The 1,871-nt window shown below is 58.6% G+C and carries 3 protein-coding genes; 2 read left to right on the plus strand and 1 reads right to left on the minus strand.

From position 1 onward, the window contains the following. The first annotated feature begins 8 nt into the window (after window positions 1–8). On the plus strand, window positions 9–134 hold the full coding sequence (locus ABX749_RS31430; RefSeq protein WP_372899511.1) for an ANTAR domain-containing protein: 126 nt from the start codon (window positions 9–11) through the stop codon (window positions 132–134). 55 nt (window positions 135–189) lie between these two features. Here the strand turns inward: ABX749_RS31430 and ABX749_RS31435 are convergent, their stop codons facing one another. Continuing rightward, the gene (locus ABX749_RS31435; protein WP_372899508.1) at window positions 190–1,263 is read right to left on the minus strand and encodes a nucleoside hydrolase; all 1,074 of its coding nucleotides are present in this window, start codon (window positions 1,261–1,263) and stop codon (window positions 190–192) included. 319 nt (window positions 1,264–1,582) lie between these two features. On the opposite strand from ABX749_RS31435, the gene ABX749_RS31440 reads away from it, so the two are divergent. After that, a partial coding sequence (locus ABX749_RS31440) for a 2-dehydropantoate 2-reductase N-terminal domain-containing protein (RefSeq protein ID WP_372899510.1) occupies window positions 1,583–1,871 on the plus strand: 289 nt, incomplete at its 3' end.

Genomic DNA, 1,871 nt, shown 5'->3' on the forward strand with positions numbered 1-1,871 from the left:
CGATGTTGATGCGGCACGAGCGCCTCGGCGAAGCCGAAGCGCACCGCATGCTTCGCAAAATGGCGATGGACAGCAACCGTAAATTACACCGCGTCGCCTTGGTCGTGATTTCAACGTTCAAGAACAAACGCTGAATTCACCGGCACATCCATCCGAGATGGGAACCGCGTCCGCTTTCCGCTGGTCCGATCACTTCGACGGCGGTTGGCTGGTCAGAGCGACGAGCGCTTCGGTCGCCAGGGCCTTTTGCTCCTCACGCAGAATCAAATAGCGGTCGCGTCCGTCGTCGGCCGGCTCAAACGTCGTCAGGCCGTCTTTGTCGACCGTCACCTGTCCGGGCGGCGAAAGGTCAAAGTAGCCTCGGTCCGGTCGCACCGCATGCAAGACCGACGTCAGGTCCCACGTCGGACGATCGTGCGGCGGAGGATTGTAGAGCACGTAAGCTTCGGCGACCGGATGATGTTCGACGTAACCAAAATCCTTTTCAATGCTCTCGTGCGGGTAGCGAAGATTCAAACCGATCTCAAATCCACTCCACACGATCGGGACGGGCCAATGTTCGGCCAAGTACTTGGCACTTTCCAAGTCCTTGACCACGTTGTATTCGCGGTGATCGTACAGCTCTCCCTTGTTGTTCGGGATCTTGGTGAACGCACCGGCCATCGCCGACAACAGGCGCACCTTCTGCTTGACCAAGTCCACGCCGGACAACTTGCTGTGCTCGTCTGGGCCGCTGCGCAGCAGGTTTGCCAGGTTGGTGGAGAAACCGACTTGGGCGATCACGATGCTGTGATCCTCGGCCGCGGCCAGCGTTCGTCGCAGCAAGTCGACCGCGTCGGGGGCGTCTTCGCCAGAGCGGAGGTCGTGCTCATAACGCAATCGACCACCATCCTTCTGTTCGGCCAAGACATTGAATTTCCCTTTTTCGGGCGTCACGCCACTGTCGCAGACCCCGATTGGAATCTCGCCGCGTCCGTAGAACGTGTTGAGCGCGTCGGTGAAGGCGGCCGCCAACGGGTTGTCCTTGGTGATCGTCACGGCCAGCAATTCACACTCGCCACGCGACTGCAGCGAGTGGATCACCCCGACGGCCATCACGTCGTCACAGTCATTTCCGATGTCGGTGTCAAAGATCAATTGGACCGGTCGCTCGACCTGTTGCGCTGAAACGCTGGACACGGCGACGCTGGACACGGCGAACAGCGAAAGTGAACCGAGCACGAGGGGGGCCAGGCAGCTCAAAAGCGGTGAAGAAAATCTCATGACTGTCATCGTAAGGTGGGGAAAAACACAGTAGCACAAACGTTTGTGCCAGATTGTACCCTCGGTCGACTCCGGTTTGCCAGTACGCGTGGACGGAAGTCGACTACCGCTAACTGAAGACACGCTGAGTTGCCGCTCGCGCTGGTGCGAATCACCTGATCTCAAACGATAATCAGCCGTTTGGCGAGAGCCGACGGGCACCGACCCGAGGAAATGAGATTCAACGTAGCGGTCTTGGGCTCAAATCGACAAACCGCCCCGAGTTTCGTAAGTTGAGCCCGCCGAGTCATTCGCGATCCTATCCACCTATCCAATCAAGATGATTAAACAAAGCTATGCGATTCTCGGGTCGGGCGCCGTTGGAGGACTGTACGGGGCGATGCTCGCCCGGGCCGGGCACGTCGTTCATTTTCTGTTGCACTCCGACTACGAGCACGTCCGCGAGCACGGATGGAAAATCGAAAGCCACTGGGGCGATTTTGATCTGCCCCAGGTCAACGCGCATGCCTCGATCGACACCGTTCCGGCCTGCGACGTCACGTTGATCGGTTTAAAAACGGTCAACAATCATCTGCTGCCCTCGCTGCTGGCCAAGCCGACTTCCCAAG

Origin of the sequence: Stieleria sp. (assembly GCF_041595215.1) — a bacterium.
Taxonomy (GTDB): Bacteria; Planctomycetota; Planctomycetia; order Pirellulales; family Pirellulaceae; genus Stieleria; species Stieleria magnilauensis.